The organism is Niastella sp. sgz303648 (assembly GCF_059587045.1).
The window spans coordinates 738411-753735 of sequence record NZ_JCAPSW010000002.1 but is presented as its reverse complement, the minus strand read 5'-3'; the positions used below and the strand labels follow the sequence as shown (position 1 = coordinate 753735).

The following is a 15325-nucleotide window of genomic DNA, read 5'->3' as shown; positions in this document are numbered from 1 at the left end:
GATGAAATCCGTTTTACAAAAATGCAGTATCAAATGCTTCCTGTTTACGGTTATATGGTGAACGGGAAATTGGTAATTCATCATAACTTTTAGAATCGTTTAGTGAGTGAACCCCTTCGTTGCAACCCCGGCTGGTAAATTCACTGGTCGGGGATTTTTTTTTGGAAATTCTCCCGCTGCCCAAAAAGAAGCCGCCTCCATGTTTTACAAACATAGCAGACGGCCTTCGGTCTTTTTACCCCAGGGTATTTAGTTAGCTTTTTATCAGTTTCTTCGTTATTGTTTGTTTTCCTGTATTTATTGTAATGATATATAAACCCGACGGCAGGTTGGTAATACTTATCTGTTGTCCGGTTTGAATGTGCGAAGCGGTGTAAACAACAACACCGTTTACATCCCTTATTTTAACATCAAAATTACTGTTGCGTTTTCGATTGGCACAAAAAAACCAAACATTCAAGCCGGCCTATCCGTCAATGATCTTGCCCGGGAACACGGCATCAGCAAAGCCACCTTTTACAACTGGAAGGTAAAGGATGGCGGTATGGAAGCCAATGAGGTCAAGCGGATGAAAATGATGCCATCAAGAACGTATTGGAAAAAAAGTTCGGCGGCCTGACGAATCAATGGGCAGAAAACAATTGTGATTAATAAAAAAGGGAAACTGCTGCGTAAAGCATTTATGTGGAAAGCCAACGAAGAAAAGAATAAATTATCATTACAGGAGAAAAAGTACTTATTACCGGCGACTTCTTATTCAGACGCAAAATAGGGGAATCTCATTTTTAAAATCAGGTGTTAGCTTCAGGGTAATTTGCAACTATATCTATCGAAGTATTGCTTTTTTTCACAAGGGTAAATATACTAATCCAGCCCTGCTCCTGCCAATAAAGCATACTTAAAGCCTTTAAATCCACCGATTGGAAGACAAGAAAATTGTTAATGTATGTCATCACCCTTACATTTTTATGCTTTGCACAGTTGCTTTGAATTTGTCAAGCCATTTTCCCTGTTCACCATCTTCTCCCAAAAACAGCACAGCCTTTGTTCCTTTATGAATAACAACCTCGTATAAAATACTTTTTATATTGCTGGCATCTGTAGCTTCCATGGTTACTTCATAGGCATTATTGCCGCCTATTACAATGTCTTGCTTTTTAACATTGCTCACCTGTACCCCCTGCGCGCTATATCCCGAAATGATATGGTCTAAAAATTCCTTTGCTTTTGAAAAGGAAGGCTCTGCAATGGTAGACAATGTGAAGTTTGATAACATATCCTCACTTTTGCCGGTTGGTGAATAGATAAACATATTATTCGTTGTTGTTGCATATTTAAACCCTGTAATACTTTCGTCGAATTTAATGCTGGCCATTTCAAGTGGATTAAATTCTAATGATTTGTCGTAGTAAGAAGTACTAAGCATCTTATTCAATTCATTGATGGCCGCCTTATCGGATGTTCGACAAGCACCAACAATCATTATCACAAAAGTACTGTCGCCGAAAACTAATCCCAATCTGGTTTCACCTGCTTTTTTAGAAGAGCCCGAAAAATAAATAGCATCGTAGCCGTTGTATTTAACAGGTTTGTCAATATCAACTGTTTCGATATTACGTTCGAGTGCTTCTTTTGTCAATTTGCTCTTATACCCATTGAAATTAGAATAGGGAAAATCAATTTCCGTCAAATAGGTACTATCATCTCTTTTCAAACGAGTTACACTCTCTATTTGCTTGTAACTGTCTGGAGCAGACACAAAAAGCTTTGTTCCCTTTATCCTTTTCATACCGGCTGTTTTTGTAACATTTATGGTATTCGGAAAAGGGGTTTGTCCATTGCTACAGGAGAGTCCAAAAACAAAAAGGATCAGGGCGAAGGCAAAAGCGGGGTATCTCATTATGAATTTTTATTATTTTTAGAATTCCGGTTAATGGCATTGAAATGAATAAAAAATATTGCTGCAGAGAACCAATAGGCCTTATTATGCAAAATAATAATTTCCCGTCGATTTCGCGTAGAGTTGTCCTTTAGCACTACAGTTATTCAATTTTAATATTTTGTAACACATCTGCTGCTGACATTCCGGCTTTATCAGGATATTGATGTAGAGGATGAAGAGGACTACGACCTGGATATACCTTTTATAAAAACAACTTATCAGTTCACGCAGAATCATGCAGATAATACTCTCCCGCAAACTTTCTACCAGGAGACAGGTGCAACAACTAAGCAGCATATTGACAAAGAAAATTGATGATAAAGGCGGCGTTCCAGGAGACCGGTACCACCAAAGCTGCCCCTAAATAGGAAACGGAAAATTTTGGTTCGGGACAAAATGCTGGTTTGTCCGATAGGTGCCGGATAAATAATTTCGTGCAGTACCTAGCCGGTCAGATTAGCAAAACGATATATACGAACAACCACTTAGCAGAGATCCCAGGATGGTTTGCCATGAGAATAATAATTTAAGGATTAATAATTTTGAAAATGAAAAACGCAATTACAGTATTGGTCTATGTGTTCTTTTTTTCGCTGGTTGCAAATGCGCAGCAGGCGAAACCTGAGTTGCTGAAAGAGCCTTCTGCATGGGAGTTTGAAAGATTTGCTTTGCCTCCTGTCTTTTCATCCGGCTTTCCCTATAAAGGTGTCGAAGAATTGCGCTTCTCTCCCGGAATGTTTATGAAAGATTCATCAGGGTACTTTAGTTATGCATTTGTCGCACAGCTTAATAACACCACCCGTATCACGCAAGCTGAAGTAAAAAACTATCTGCTCGCTTATTTTAAAGGGCTGTGCAGCAGTACCGCAAAACAACGCAATCTTTCCATTGACACGTCTCAGATAAGTGTTTCAGTAGAAAAGCAAAATAGTGCTGCAGGCAACGGCCTAATTTATAATAGTGTACTAAATGTATTTGGTGTCTTTACAGACGGTGCGCCTGTAAAACTAAATGCAGAAGTAAAAGTACTGAGTGACACGAATGCACAAAAAACTTATCTCCTTTTTATTGCATCACCGTGTAATAAAACAGCGCTTATCTGGAAGCAATTATATAAAATTCAACATGATTTTACATTGCCCGTTGCTGCTCCTCAATAATTAACCCGCATAGAACTTTCTGCAGAAAAATAATTAATGCCGGCATTTTTATAACAAGTACAAAATATTTTGTTATTGCACCGACCCTTTTCTACAAGGATTGTTGTGCGGCCTGATTTCCCATGAGAAATGATTCATTGCTTACAGGAAAAAATGCTTTTCCCATGGGAAATTTGTCTTTGCTTGTAGTAACTGTGTCTTTGCTTATGGAATTTGGCTTTTTGCTTATGGTAATCGGGTAATTGCTTGAGGTAATTATGTCTGCACCTACAGAAAAAATGTTTTTGCTTGCATGCAATGAACTTTTTCTCATGACAAATGACCCTTCGTACATTTGCGAAGATCCTTCGCTCACGGGAAAAAGCTTTTTCCCATGGTTAATGAACCTTAGCTTCCTGAAAATTATAAAATCCCCCATGACAATGACCGTGCGTCTGCAGAAAAAAGATTCACACCAATAGCGTAGAGCCTTTTCCAATGAGCAATGCGTTTTCGCTCATATGGCAAATGCTTCGCATTATGAACTAATTACCTGCTTCCCCAATTTTTCAATATGATCCCGGTAACGGGGCGATTTGAGCTCATGTAAAAAAGGTGAAAGAGCTGCCCACTAACGTCAAAGTTTCAACAGTCGGAGACACTTCAGGGAGGCTTGCCTTCAATTCAGCCCGAAACTTTTTGAATGAATCAAGATCTGTAAGCATTTTTTCTGCATCCTCGTTATTTACAAGAACAAAATGTACAAATGACCTTTTGTCTTCCAGTTGAAAAGCGCTGTATTTTAGACCGGGATGGTCCAGCCGTTTTAAATCACCCATTACCCTGTTAATATTTTCAACGTTTTTATCAGCGTACCCCGCTTTTACAGTATACGCAACTTTTACTGCTTTCATTGTTCCTGATTTTTAAGAATGAATAGAAATCACTTCCTATGTAAAATGATTTAATCTATAACAGAGCCGCATGTGACATTAATAACAGTACCTGTAATAGCAGATGCATTATCCGAAGCCATGAACACGGCTGTGTTGGCTACTTCCTCCAGCTTGGGAAGCCTTTTCAATAAAGTGAAACTTTCCATTAAGTGCTGAAATTCTTTGTGCGATGGCATTCCAATGGCTTTTGCGTGCAATCCGAATACCTCGGTAATAGTATCTGTTTCTGGTAAACCATCAGCCCGCAAACAGGATACCCGCACACCATAGCTACCCATTTCTGCCGCTAATGTGCGTGTTAATGCTTCTATAGTGGCCCAGGCAGCGGCCATTCCGCCAACCAGCCGGGCGGGAAATTTTACCGGAGTGGCCGTAATCGTTACAATTACTCCCCTGTTTTGAGTAGCCATAACTTTTGCCGCAGCCGTAGCAGTAATAAAATGCGACCTTGAATAATGTAAAACCGGTTGCATAAATGCTTCCGGCGAAAGCATGGTTAATGGAATTCCCTGCACACCAATCTGCGGTATTCCTGCAGTATTAAATGAAATATCAATCTTGCCTTCCTGTTTTATTACCTGCTCCAGATGATGGTTCACCGCCTGTTCATCCAATACATCTACCTCATGCGCTACGGCAAAGCCGCCGATAGCGGTAATATCGGTGGCCAGTTTCGTCACCAGCTCCTTTTTATTACCTGTTAGAAATACCCTTGCGCCTTCACGGGCAAAGGCCCTGGCAACGGAAGACCCGATAGCACCCCCTGCCCCATAAATCACAGCTGTTTTGTTTTTTAACTGCATGCAATTGATTTTAGGAATGAATAATAAAAGATTACAGGGCAAATCTATGACCTAAATACACCTGTTAAGTGCCGCTATTTTGACATTATAGGGTGGTGATTTAGACATTTTTGATCATCTTTATAGTAAAAACATGAAGCATCTTGCGCTTACATGGCCTCAGGGGGGAACCACTTTAAGTAGTATGATCCTTACTGCAGAGGTAATTGAAAAGGCCAACGAATATTTTATTGTAAAAGGAAAGCAACCGGTATTCAACATTTCAATTATCGGCAATGACAAACAAAGCATGGTAGATAACAAGGTATTTTATGTGAAACCTCATAAAAGTATGAAGGAGGTGAGCCATGCCGATCTTATTATTATTCCATCTTTGGGCGACGATATAGAACAGGCATTAAAACAAAATAAGCAGCTCATAGAGTGGATAGCCACACAATACAGGAATGGGGCAGAGATAGCGGGGCTTTGTACGGGTTCTTTTATTCTTGCAGCAGCAGGACTGTTAAAAGGAAAACAATGCTCTACTCATTGGAGTGCTGCAAATATTTTCAGGAGTATGTTTCCTGAAATTGAGCTCACCATAGAAAAGGTTATTACAAGTGCGCATGGTGTTTATACCAGCGGAGGAGCACTTTCGTCCATGAACCTGGTATTGCATATTGTTGAAAAATATTATGATCGCGATACGGCTCTCTATTGTGCCAAAGTATTCGAAATTGATCCTGATCGCAACAATCAATCGGGTTTTATAATTTTTTCAGGACAAAAGAACCATGAAGACAATGAAATAAAGAAGGCACAATTATTCATGGAGCAAAATGTGGGTGTTAAAATAGACATTGAAGTACTGTCATCTCAGCTTTCTATTGACAGACGCAATTTTGACCGGAGATTTAAAAAAGCAACAGGTAATACGCCACTCGAATATATGCAACGGGTAAAAGTGGAGGCAGCAAAGAAATCGTTTGAAACCACCCGGAAAACGATTAATGAAGTAATGTATGGCGTGGGATATTCAGATGTAAGAGCATTCCGCGAACTGTTTAAAAAAATCACCGGCATGTCACCGATGGAATACCGCAGCAAATACAATAAGGAAGCAACGTTTTAAAATCGGCCATTTAACAATGAACAACTTAATATATTAACCTGCTAATACCGGCTGATAACAAAGTGTATAATAAAAAAACAAACCCGCCCATTAATTCCTCGAACCTAAAACGCCTTCAAATACAACGATTTGAAGGCGTTTTCCTATCCTGTGTCCCCGAGGGTGGAAAACTCGAACTTTTTGCTGGCGGATTTGATGAATTTGGGTGAATTTTCAGGCAGTTAGGTGCAAATTTTCACCAAGAAGGGTTCGAGGAAAATATTGGGGTTGAGGTTAAAAAAATGGGGTTGAGCCAGCATTTTTTGTACAATTCAATTCAATACCCCCACTTACTTCCATAATTCTGCATCCAAGTAACTGTTCTAACAGCTTGCAGAGAAAGTATGTAGAAGCAGTTCATTTGTCCCTGTTTAGGTAATCGTCAAAAGTCTTATGAGTTGATTCTATCTTACCGTCGCCATTGATTGAAAAATAGTACCCGGGCATTTTCATTATTTCCTCCATAAGTGTCTCACTTAATCCTTTCATATGTAAGATACCTTTAATTAATGTTCTATTTTTGTAATCCATTGGCATGCAAATACTGACCTCCTCATCGTCATGGCTATGTATTTTCATGTCGTCTTCTAAAGAAAGTTCACAGTCATGTATGTAGTACCTTCGATTATTAACAAAGAACCTATTAAATTCTTCAATTGTCTTAAAAGTTTCCAACACGTCTTCTCCTAAATAGTCGTTCTTATGGTAGGCGACAATCTTAGCGGATTTAATTTTGGTAGTGTCATCCAATAAAGCAGTCACTTCCAGGGTTGTTATCTCAGCAAGATGAAACATTTCCCGCTGAGGTTTTTCTATATTATATAATAATCGTTCTATCATCTTTTCCTAATAAAAGTAACTCGTAGCTTAAATTGCGCCTAACGGCAGCATTTAGCTATTGCTTTCAATTTACTTAGGTTAATTGAATCTCAACTTGTTTGCGTTCGGGATCAATTTTAATCCATTCATCTGAAGAATCTTCGGGAATACATTTATTCAAGTTTTTCCGGTTAATATAATTGTCCAATGCACTTGGTCCAAAATAAATTGTCATTTCGTATTCATCTTGTCCATCTTTTCCAATCCAGGCTTTTGTTTTGATAAATTTTTCCAGTTTCAGATTGTCAGCCGATAGAGATTTTATGTCCATAGGCAAATGGTCGATTCCGTCACACCAAAATCCTTTTACATTTTCATCTTCAAGCTGGTTAAAATCAAGTTTGTATTCTAAAACAGCACAAAAGTCCTTATTAAAAGGCGGTTCTATTTTTAGGTTATAATTGAAAGCTTTGCATTTGGGGCATTCAATATATTCTTTGTCTAACTCTGAATAATTACATTGGTGGCACTTTCCAAACTCTGGATTGAAGTGACTAACCACACCCTTCGCTTTACCGTGGTCAATTCCGAATTCATCTTTGAGTTTCTTAACCGCATAGAGTTTTGATTCCTGTACCATAAGCCCCCATAATTCCAGCAGCATTTCTTCGGGCAAGTCAAGCTTTTCTACATGCCATGAACATTTTTTACAAATTGAAGTCATATCCTTTTTAAATATGTTTGAGCCGATAGCTTTGATTTAAAATTCCTATGCCGTTTGCAGATACCCGGCAAAGTTACAAAAGTTCATCGATGGGTGAATTTTGATGCAATTGGATGCAAATGGAGGGGAAAATGTTCGAGTGAAATGATGGGGGTGTGATAAATTATCTTTACTTGCACTGACTGTAAACTAGATATTTCGTTGTAACTATTTTTTAATGACATTTAATATAGTATACAAAGACTTTCAGGTTTCTCTTTTTAACGATACTGATTATAATCCAAGCTCTGTGGATAATTCAAGAAACTATAATCAGGTTTATATCAACAGAGATCATAGCGATTATCTTTATTTAACTAAACACGGAATTAATATATACAGAAACGAAGAATTACTAAATTCTGCATTAGTCATCAGTAGTGGCGGTGCAGCAGGCATTAATGAAACATCTTTTTTAATTGACAATGATACGTTCTTAATTTGTTGCGCTGACAGCATCTTTTGTTTAACACTTCCAGAACTTAATTTAGTTTGGCGTACAATGGCGGATATGGCAACCTGTTTTGAAATTTTCAAATATCAGCATAATTATATTGTTCACAGCTGTCTCGACAAAAATGGAAATGTTACATGGAGCTTTTCCGGAACGGATATTTTTACTACTCCAACAGGTAAGAATACATTTAGAATTATTGACAATATTATTTATGTCACCAATTGGGACGACGTTACGTTTCGATTAAATGCTGATACCGGGCAATTAATCAAATAACCCCAAAGAGACCCCTCGAACCAAAAACGCCTTCAAATTCAACGATTTGAAGGCGTTTTTTTAACCTGTGTCCCCGAGGGTTGAAAACTCGAACCCTTTGATGCTCGATTTTATAGAACTGATTGAAATTCAATGTACTTTATTTACAAAACCAAAGGAAACAGTTCGAGGAAAATGCCCGGTTACTGATTCCGACCACAAACCTTAAAAATTTATTGACACAACGCCTTCATTAAAACTTACGTATTTTGATTGTGTATGGTTACAAAACCAGGTGTGGCGTTGTCAAATCTATTTATCAATTCCTGTATAATCTATGACTTTTGCTAAAGGCAGTATAATAATGTTGCTGGGAACGGCCGGTTTTTTGTCCTGTAAAAAGCACACCAGCGCTCCGGTTGACATAGCAGGTGGGCCCGACTATGGCGATTCGGTATTATACGTTCCCAACCAGCAGGCCGATTACATCGTGTATCCATTAAAAATCCGCACTGGAACATATAGCGGCTTCCCCGAAGGTATTGTCATTGATGCTAATACAGGCGCCATAAATGTGTCAAAAAGCGATGCGGGCTTAAAATACAAGATTTCCTTTGTTCCGGTGGGCACCACGGATACATTTTCAACTTTTATCGTTATTTCGGGAATAAATTATCTCGATGGATTTTATAAGCTCAATACAGCCGACTCCATTCTGCATCCTGTATATAATGCCAATACAACCAATGCCATTCCAGGGATCAACAACGGAACATTATTCGATATTGGCACGGGCTGTAACAGCCAGGGCTGTAATGTAATTGTAAATAATGGAAACATTAACCTTGCGCAAACCGTGCGTAATGGTGTATTTGGCACGGTACCTCAAAATAACGACCGGCATGAATTTGATTTGAATTACGCTATAAACGACGCCAGCAACAAGGCCATTCAAACCATACGGGTCAAGTTGTATTATTTCAATACAATGAACGACGTTACCCAGGAAGTTTTTGATATTATTTCTTCCCGGGTGGGAACTGTTATGCTGGCGGGTAGAACTGCTCCGGCTCCGCCTGCAAAGCCTGCGCGTCCCCGTCCGCCATGTATTTTTATTGTGAGCCATTAAGATGGGGCTAACAACGGTTTTTCGTATTTTCATATGCAATTAACTGATTGTTGCCCAAACCTTCTGCATGTTAAAAGCCGTATTTTGGATCACTTTGTTTTTTATTGAAAGCGTTTCAGTCTCTGCCCAAACCGGCCGGCATACCATTAGCCCTTTTTTACACGCATGGAAACAAGCAGAAGGGTTTTATAATCGTAATCCGGCCTCATCACAAACCGATGCACGTGCATTGCATAGTTATCTGACAGCCATTTCACTGTTTAAAAAAAATACCGATAGCGACAGCCTGTTGTTCGATTGTTACACAAAAACAGGCATTCTTTTCATGCTGAATAACCAGTTTGAAGAATCACTCGCAAACTTTGTTAACGCAATACAGGTAAAAAAAAGTTCGGCAATTTTATCAGATACACTTTTGTTTAAGCCATACCTGTATGCCGGAAACGCCTCTTATCAGCTTTTTAATTACGATTCGGCGTCATATTATTACCGGCTGGCTGAAAACATAGCCGAACTCAACCCCGCTATTACCGATATAGAACGTTTATATAACAAAACCGGTGTTTTATTTTACGATATGGGTGATTACCGCCAAAGCATCCGCTATTTCAGCAAAGCGCTGGAGCTCACCCGCAATAATTCCGGCAACACAGTTTATTTTGTTTTGAATTATACCAACAATATTGCTTCGGCTTACCGCAAATTGAAGGACTACCCCAAAGCATTGACCCTGTACCAAAGTCTGCTCCCTTATCATATCAACACCTCAGAAATATTGCATAATATAGGAGCTACCTACCTCAACGCCGGTGATTACAAGTCTGCATTGTATTACCTTAAACAGGTAACGTATAATAATCAGGTAAGTAACAACGATATGGCCCGAGTATACCTGGGGTTAAAAAAATATGATTCAGCCTTTTATTTTTTGGAGGCGGCCCAACGCTTATATCAGGGCCAGGCAAATCGCAGAAAAAATTATGATTACGCTATTACTTTAAAATGCCTTGGCGACTGGTATGTTGAAAAACAAAAACCAACAACTGCTTTGGTTTATTACCAGCGCGCCATAATCCAGGCGGATCCTGATTTTAATGATACCAGTATAACCCACAACCCGCTCACTTTTGAAGGGTTGCACCAATACATTTTTTTATTTGAAACGCTTGTTGCCAAAGCAAGGGTGCTGGCAGCGATACCTGCCGGCCATGTCAATAACTGGTCGCTGTTGCAGGGCTACAATACTTACCAGGCTGCCATCAATCTGGTAGAGCACGTTGAACGGGTGTATACTACCGACGAAGCCAGGCTTTTTCTGAAAAAACAAACCGATGTTGCTTATAAAGAAATAACAGATCTGGGGCTTCAATTATACGAACTTTCAAAGAATAAAGATTACCTAGAACGGATATTTTCCAACATTGAACAGTACAAGGCATCCGTTTTACAAACCGACCTGCATGAACTGGAGTTGACCAATTTAAAAGGTGTTCCGCAGGAACTTCTACAGCAGGAAAAAAACTTAAAAACTACTGTTGCCAACCTGCACATTCAATTAAGTCATGTACAGGATCCGCTTCAAACAAATGTTCTGGAAGAAAAAATACGCGATTATGAATTACAGTTGGTACAAGTACAGCAAAAGCTTGATACAAATTACCGTTACCATCAATTAAAGTTTTCCAATAAGATAATCGATATCAATGCTATTACCCGGCAACTGAAGCAACAGGATGGAGCGCTCCTCTCCTATTTCTATACCGATACCCGGCTGATATGTTTTTATATATGCAATGGGCAGTTTGGTTATGTGCATACAGCAAAAACAAAAGAGTTGATTGCGAGCATTATGCAACTGCGAGGGGAATTAGACGCAGGTAACGGCAGCAACCGGGCCGCCGTACAAAACCTGTCAGTTTATCTTTTCCGTCAATTGGTGTCACCGGTATTGAACCGGCTTCAGCATGTGAGCAGGATTGTGATTGTTCCCTATAATGAAATTGGTTATATTTCATTCGATATGCTTATCGATCCTAAGAACGATGCATATCTGGTAAAAAAATTTGCTACCAGCTATCTATATTCAGCCAATTTTTTTTCCGGTAATCAATCAGCCACCCAAACTTACCGCGTGCTATCCGTTGCGCCTTTCACCGGCTCTGTACCCCGAAACATATTGCCTACCCTGAAAGCATCCCGTAAAGAGATCTTTGAACTGCCCGGCAAACAGTTGCTTGATTCGGACGCAACCAAACAACATTTCATAACATCGTTAACAGGTTACCCTGTTGTGCACCTTGCCACCCATGCATTGGCAAAAGACGAGGAGCCAATGAACTCCTTCATCGCTTTTTATCCATTAAACCAGTTTGACACCAGTTACTATTTGTATGAACGGGAAATTTATAACCTCGATTTATCAGGTGTAAAACTTGTTATTCTCAGCGCCTGTGAAACAGGGAGGGGACAATTGGTGAGCAGTGAAGGCATTATGAGCTTATCAAGGGCGTTTTCCTATGCAGGATGCAAAAGCGTCGTTGCTTCTATGTGGAAGGCAGATGATGAAACTACAGCCAACATCACTTCCCGGCTCCATCATTATCTTATGAAAGGAATGGCCGTCGATAAAGCCCTGCAACAGGCGAGGATCGATTTCCTGAATAATGAAACCGTTGGTGCGCACTATTCGAACCCTGCATATTGGTCGCAATTGGTGCTTATAGGTGATTTTCACCCGGTGGCTACTTCCTCTTACCAATACCTGTACTATACGGGGGCAGGGTTGTTACTGCTGTTTTTTATTCTTTTTATACTAAAAAGCCGTATGCTTAAACAGCATACGGCCTGGAAAATGCGGCTTTTCAAATAGGATCATTTGTGTAGTGTAATCGCAGGCAGATGTGTATCATCTTTACCGGCTACTATTACCTGTTGTATAACGGTATCTTTATAATTGCCGGCAGTAGCATGAACCAATACAGCATAGGCGCCAGCTTTCAGTCCAACTATCTTAAATTCACCTTCCCCGGAAGGTTTTGCACTGGCAGTGTCGGCGCCATTAATGGCCAACACCAGAGGAAGGGCATCGGCAGGCAGTACGCGGCCTTCAATGCTGCCCGCATTTTCTTTACGGAAGGCTTTCACATGCGGTTTAAGTTCAAAGTCGTTTCCATGACGCCGAATAGAACTATTGGCATCAAAATCAAGCCACCAGTTTAATTGGCTACCCCTAACCAGCTCTTCCAGATTTATAACAACAATATTGTCTTTATCTTTTACAGTAAGCGGGAATCTGATTCCATTGAGCGTTACACTGTTATTAGCTCCCAGCGTAAGCCGTATCTTTTTCAGCGTTTTGGTATTGGGAAAATCACTGCTTGCCAACAGGGTGTCGAGGCCATTTCTGAACCTGAGCACATCATAAACACCTGCATGGATCGAGAGTGGCATCCACCCGCCTTTGGTGTCGCCACCGGCATCATCGCGACCATGTTCTGTTTCATGCTCGCTCTCATCTTCCAACTCAGTGCTGTCTTCGACTTTTATTTCCAGTTGCCGGATATCAATGAATACATTGTCAAAAACAAAAGAAGGATCATCGGTGAGATGAACGTTCACTGTACTGGTCGTGCCCGAACCACCAACGCTTTTCTGGCAAGCGCAAAGCGAGCACAATATTATTGCGGAAATGAATAAAAATGCGAGGGCGCCATATCTGATACTTTTCATACTACAAATTTTTTGGGTGAATAATTATTGTCGCTTTAATTATTGGACAAACTCACATTTCAATTTGTAACCACCTTCACCCAAAAAGTAGCAGATTATTTTTTACGGATAAGCCAATGTAACTTTTGCAGAAACCAGCCACTCACCTGTTTATTATAAGGATGCGATTTATCGGCTTTAATTTTTTCAAACAAAGGCAGCGCTTTATGAGGTTGATCGCTTTGCAGATATGCCATTGCGAGGTAATACTGTAAATCATCTTCAAAATAATGCGAATGGTTTTGCTGGTTTTGTTGCTGGGCCAGCAGAAAACAGGTTATAGCAGTGTCAGCTTTATTCAAACGCATCGCTGCATTCCCGGCAAGAAAACAATCCGTTGCTGTTGGCCGGTGCAACTGATTAAACAATTGCAGTACCTTATTATAAGACCCGGCATTGTACAGCGAGTCAATAGTTGATGCACTTGAACTTCCCCTGCTCTCGTGCAATACAAAAGTTTGGTATTGATCCCTGAACAGGGCGCTGGAAGACAATTGTGTATATTGATATAAAAGACCTATACCAAGCGCCACTATCAATATAGCAGCTATACGTACCCAGGGCTTCGCCATCCGCCGGACCACGCCGGTTTTCATAGCCGGTTGCCCATGCAGTTCCTGCATCATTTCGGAATGCAGCGTAGTGACTTTTTGTTTCAGCCCATGTAATTGAACAACCAGGCGGCTCATCCGAAGGGCCTCCAGTTCCTGTTGCATCGCTGTATTAACGGCAAGTTGTGATTTAAATTCTTCCAATTCATTGCCGCTTAATTCGCCATCGAGGTATTGAATTAAAAGTGCAGTATTTGTAGAGTTATCGTTCATGCGTTAAAAAAGATTGAAGAGTTTCCCTGATCGCTTGATTGCCCGCAATAATTTGCTCCAGTTGTTTCATACACTTATACTTTTTATTCCTGAGCACCTGTTCGTTTTCGAAATGCATCATTTTTAGTATTTCTTTCATCGAAAGGTTGTCGAAATAAAAAGCCAGTAAAATTTTTTTACAATTATTACCCAGGGCCTGTAACAGGTTTTCAATTTGCGCAGTAATTTCCCGGGTGATCATATAGCCACTGGCGTCTGTTTCAACATCCGGTTTTTCGTTGTGAAATTTTTCATCCCGGCGTTTTATCCGTTCTCTTTTTTTTACTTCATTGATCCAGGCATTCCTGGCCAGAACGCTTATGAAAGTGCTGATGCTTGATTCGGCCCTGAACATACCGGCCTGAACGGTTTTTACAAAACTGATCACCACTTCCTGAAAAATATCCTGTGCATCAGCGTCGCTGCCATTGTTTTGTTTGATATAATAATTCACCATCCTGTAATGAGAACGGTATAAATTCCTGATCACATTATCAAGATCGCTTCCTGCCTGCAGTTTTTGTAATACTTCCACATCGGAATAACCTGGGCCTTTTTCCATGCTGATATATCTTTTAAGACAAATGCTGAATTGAAAACGTAATCAAATTATTTCTTTTTTTTTACAAAACACCTGATCTGAAGCATCCGGTGCAGTACCAACCCGGCGTGACATTTACAAATTAAAAACGCCTTCAAATTCAACGATTTGAAGGCGTTTTCCTATCATGTGTACCTTAAGATACAGATTTCGAACTTTTTCCTACCGGATTTGAAACTTTTAGCCAATATGATTGCTTGATTAGAATCACTATTTTGGTTGATAATCAATATAATATATTATCCTAATAGGCATGCCAGCCAGGTGATGGCAACCTCTGGTTATTTTCCTTAATTGCAAAAGGATGGTGCGGAGCCTGAGCTGGAAATGGGGCTGGTGAAAATATTAAAGTAATTTCTGGCAGATTATAATATCCGGTTATGGCTGGATTTAAAGGGCAGTATTCGCAATTACGTTTGAATAATTCTCAGGTTTTTGGCCGCGAAACAACAAGATTACCGGAAATGATAAACCTAATCATTTGAAGCCACACGCCCATTATTAGTATCGGGCGTTGAATCAGAATACATAGTTTAACGGCGCAACATATTAACGGCACTTCCATAAAACGGAAACCAATCTTTGCTTCAGAAAGTGTAACCAAAAGTGTAACAAAATCGGTAACTGAAACTGTAAAATCAGGCAATAATGTGAATTGATACAGAAAATAAAAAACG

14 protein-coding genes and 1 pseudogene are annotated in these 15325 nt (G+C 39.8%); 6 read left to right on the top strand and 9 right to left on the bottom strand.

What is annotated here, in order from left to right:
- Positions 1-253 precede the first annotated feature (253 nt).
- Positions 254-460 carry a T9SS type A sorting domain-containing protein gene (locus tag AC59IL_RS07645; protein WP_496551511.1) on the bottom strand — a complete coding sequence of 69 codons (207 nt, stop codon included), beginning with the start codon at positions 458-460 and terminating at the stop codon, positions 254-256.
- On the opposite strand from AC59IL_RS07645, the pseudogene AC59IL_RS07640 reads away from it, so the two are divergent.
- A pseudogene (locus AC59IL_RS07640) lies at positions 434-574 on the top strand (transposase); the annotation flags it as partial. The gene AC59IL_RS07645 and the pseudogene AC59IL_RS07640 sit on opposite strands and share 27 nt — an antisense overlap.
- Positions 575-958: 384 nt before the next feature.
- Here AC59IL_RS07640 and AC59IL_RS07635 read toward each other — a convergent pair.
- Positions 959-1789, bottom strand: coding sequence for a hypothetical protein (locus AC59IL_RS07635; RefSeq protein WP_496551510.1), 831 nt, complete (start codon positions 1787-1789; stop codon positions 959-961).
- A 701-nt stretch (positions 1790-2490) separates the two neighbouring features.
- Here AC59IL_RS07635 and AC59IL_RS07630 point away from each other — a divergent pair.
- On the top strand, positions 2491-3102 hold the full coding sequence (locus AC59IL_RS07630) for a hypothetical protein (RefSeq protein ID WP_496551509.1): 612 nt from the start codon (positions 2491-2493) through the stop codon (positions 3100-3102).
- A 581-nt stretch (positions 3103-3683) separates the two neighbouring features.
- On the opposite strand, the gene AC59IL_RS07625 is transcribed toward AC59IL_RS07630, so the two are convergent.
- Together AC59IL_RS07625 and AC59IL_RS07620 are read right to left on the bottom strand one after the other, a co-directional pair.
- Entirely contained in the window at positions 3684-3995 is a 312-nt protein-coding gene (locus AC59IL_RS07625; RefSeq protein ID WP_496551508.1) for a hypothetical protein, read from the bottom strand.
- Positions 3996-4045: 50 nt separating this feature from the next.
- Positions 4046-4840, bottom strand: a complete 795-nt coding sequence (locus AC59IL_RS07620; protein WP_496551507.1) for an SDR family NAD(P)-dependent oxidoreductase — start codon at positions 4838-4840, stop codon at positions 4046-4048.
- A 133-nt stretch (positions 4841-4973) separates the two neighbouring features.
- On the opposite strand from AC59IL_RS07620, the gene AC59IL_RS07615 reads away from it, so the two are divergent.
- Positions 4974-5954: a GlxA family transcriptional regulator gene (locus AC59IL_RS07615; RefSeq protein ID WP_496551506.1), complete on the top strand. Its 981-nt coding sequence runs from the start codon at positions 4974-4976 to the stop codon at positions 5952-5954.
- Positions 5955-6350: 396 nt separating this feature from the next.
- On the opposite strand, the gene AC59IL_RS07610 is transcribed toward AC59IL_RS07615, so the two are convergent.
- The gene (locus AC59IL_RS07610) at positions 6351-6833 is read right to left on the bottom strand and encodes a hypothetical protein (RefSeq protein ID WP_496551505.1); all 483 of its coding nucleotides are present in this window, start codon (positions 6831-6833) and stop codon (positions 6351-6353) included.
- Between the two features lie 73 nt (positions 6834-6906).
- On the bottom strand, positions 6907-7536 hold the full coding sequence (locus tag AC59IL_RS07605; RefSeq protein ID WP_496551504.1) for a hypothetical protein: 630 nt from the start codon (positions 7534-7536) through the stop codon (positions 6907-6909).
- Positions 7537-7753: 217 nt separating this feature from the next.
- On the opposite strand from AC59IL_RS07605, the gene AC59IL_RS07600 reads away from it, so the two are divergent.
- From AC59IL_RS07600 to AC59IL_RS07590, 3 genes are all read left to right on the top strand, one after another.
- Positions 7754-8308 carry a hypothetical protein gene (locus AC59IL_RS07600; protein ID WP_496551503.1) on the top strand — a complete coding sequence of 185 codons (555 nt, stop codon included), beginning with the start codon at positions 7754-7756 and terminating at the stop codon, positions 8306-8308.
- Between the two features lie 316 nt (positions 8309-8624).
- Positions 8625-9416, top strand: a complete 792-nt coding sequence (locus tag AC59IL_RS07595) for a hypothetical protein (protein ID WP_496551502.1) — start codon at positions 8625-8627, stop codon at positions 9414-9416.
- 67 nt (positions 9417-9483) lie between these two features.
- Positions 9484-12285 carry a CHAT domain-containing protein gene (locus tag AC59IL_RS07590; protein ID WP_496551501.1) on the top strand — a complete coding sequence of 934 codons (2802 nt, stop codon included), beginning with the start codon at positions 9484-9486 and terminating at the stop codon, positions 12283-12285.
- A gap of 2 nt (positions 12286-12287) precedes the next feature.
- Here AC59IL_RS07590 and AC59IL_RS07585 read toward each other — a convergent pair whose 3' ends face one another.
- From AC59IL_RS07585 to AC59IL_RS07575, 3 genes are all read right to left on the bottom strand, one after another.
- Positions 12288-13145 carry a DUF4382 domain-containing protein gene (locus tag AC59IL_RS07585; protein WP_496551500.1) on the bottom strand — a complete coding sequence of 286 codons (858 nt, stop codon included), beginning with the start codon at positions 13143-13145 and terminating at the stop codon, positions 12288-12290.
- Between the two features lie 95 nt (positions 13146-13240).
- Complete coding sequence (locus AC59IL_RS07580; RefSeq protein ID WP_496551499.1) at positions 13241-14008, bottom strand: hypothetical protein; 768 nt, start codon at positions 14006-14008, stop codon at positions 13241-13243.
- Positions 13998-14609: an RNA polymerase sigma factor gene (locus AC59IL_RS07575; RefSeq protein WP_496551498.1), complete on the bottom strand. Its 612-nt coding sequence runs from the start codon at positions 14607-14609 to the stop codon at positions 13998-14000. The genes AC59IL_RS07580 and AC59IL_RS07575 overlap by 11 nt, the downstream gene beginning before the upstream one ends.
- Positions 14610-15325: the final 716 nt, after the last annotated feature.

Excerpts from the sequence above, each read along its gene's own strand:
- AC59IL_RS07615 (WP_496551506.1), top strand. The coding sequence starts at position 4,974 with ATGAAGCATCTTGCGCTTACATGGCCTCAGGGGGGAACCACTTTAAGT.
- AC59IL_RS07580 (WP_496551499.1), bottom strand. The coding sequence starts at position 14,008 with ATGAACGATAACTCTACAAATACTGCACTTTTAATTCAATACCTCGAT.
- AC59IL_RS07595 (WP_496551502.1), top strand. The coding sequence starts at position 8,625 with ATGACTTTTGCTAAAGGCAGTATAATAATGTTGCTGGGAACGGCCGGT.
- AC59IL_RS07635 (WP_496551510.1), bottom strand. The coding sequence starts at position 1,789 with ATGAAAAGGATAAAGGGAACAAAGCTTTTTGTGTCTGCTCCAGACAGT.
- AC59IL_RS07600 (WP_496551503.1), top strand. The coding sequence starts at position 7,754 with ATGACATTTAATATAGTATACAAAGACTTTCAGGTTTCTCTTTTTAAC.
- AC59IL_RS07610 (WP_496551505.1), bottom strand. The coding sequence starts at position 6,833 with ATGATAGAACGATTATTATATAATATAGAAAAACCTCAGCGGGAAATG.
- AC59IL_RS07585 (WP_496551500.1), bottom strand. The coding sequence starts at position 13,145 with ATGAAAAGTATCAGATATGGCGCCCTCGCATTTTTATTCATTTCCGCA.
- AC59IL_RS07630 (WP_496551509.1), top strand. The coding sequence starts at position 2,491 with ATGAAAAACGCAATTACAGTATTGGTCTATGTGTTCTTTTTTTCGCTG.
- AC59IL_RS07605 (WP_496551504.1), bottom strand. The coding sequence starts at position 7,536 with ATGACTTCAATTTGTAAAAAATGTTCATGGCATGTAGAAAAGCTTGAC.
- AC59IL_RS07590 (WP_496551501.1), top strand. The coding sequence starts at position 9,484 with ATGTTAAAAGCCGTATTTTGGATCACTTTGTTTTTTATTGAAAGCGTT.
- AC59IL_RS07620 (WP_496551507.1), bottom strand. The coding sequence starts at position 4,840 with ATGCAGTTAAAAAACAAAACAGCTGTGATTTATGGGGCAGGGGGTGCT.
- AC59IL_RS07625 (WP_496551508.1), bottom strand. The coding sequence starts at position 3,995 with ATGAAAGCAGTAAAAGTTGCGTATACTGTAAAAGCGGGGTACGCTGAT.
- AC59IL_RS07575 (WP_496551498.1), bottom strand. The coding sequence starts at position 14,609 with ATGGAAAAAGGCCCAGGTTATTCCGATGTGGAAGTATTACAAAAACTG.